Source organism: Vibrio sp. 2304, assembly GCF_033339475.1.
In the GTDB taxonomy this organism is placed as follows: domain Bacteria; phylum Pseudomonadota; class Gammaproteobacteria; order Enterobacterales; family Vibrionaceae; genus Vibrio; species Vibrio alginolyticus.
Genome location: NZ_JAWOUQ010000118.1, coordinates 1 through 549 on the forward strand (window position 1 = coordinate 1; position 549 = coordinate 549).

The following is a 549-nucleotide window of genomic DNA, read 5'->3' on the forward strand; positions in this document are numbered from 1 at the left end:
GACAGCGAACCAAGCAAACGTATTCCGGGTAAGTTCAAAGAAATCTCAACGCAGCCAAACATCGATACCAACAGTTATGAAGGGATTGTGACGATCACTCGACCAACCGATCGCAACTTGCTCACTGGGATGACAGGACAAGTACACATTGCTAAGCAAAACAAGTCTAACGCCATGATGTTGCCGACATCGGCTTGGGTAAACAAGCAAGAGAACCAAGGTGAAGTTTGGGTGATGGATAGCTCAACGCAACAAGTGAATAAGGTGACATTGTCACTAAATGAAAGTGGTGCGATTGAGTCAGGTTTGGATAACAACGACTATGTGGTTATTGCTGGCGTAGAACGATTAGTCGAAGGGCAAGTGGTGAAAGCTTGGATTCGTGAGGAAGGCATTTAATGAAGCATTCTCTATTCGCAGTATCGGCCATCGCCTTGGCCGTTCTTACTGGTTGCCAAAGTGATAGCCAAAACGTAGGCGAACAACCGTTGTATGTTTCGACTATTTCAGTTGACGCGCCAGTGAAAAGCCAATATCGAGCGTTTAAAG

At 45.7% G+C, this 549-nt stretch carries 2 pseudogenes; both read left to right on the top strand.

Annotated features, from left to right (window positions below):
* Positions 1-399, top strand: a pseudogene (vmeT, locus tag R7P64_RS24555) (multidrug efflux RND transporter periplasmic adaptor subunit VmeT); the annotation flags it as partial.
* Positions 399-549, top strand: a pseudogene (locus tag R7P64_RS24560) (efflux RND transporter periplasmic adaptor subunit); the annotation flags it as partial. The pseudogenes vmeT and R7P64_RS24560, both read left to right, overlap by 1 nt.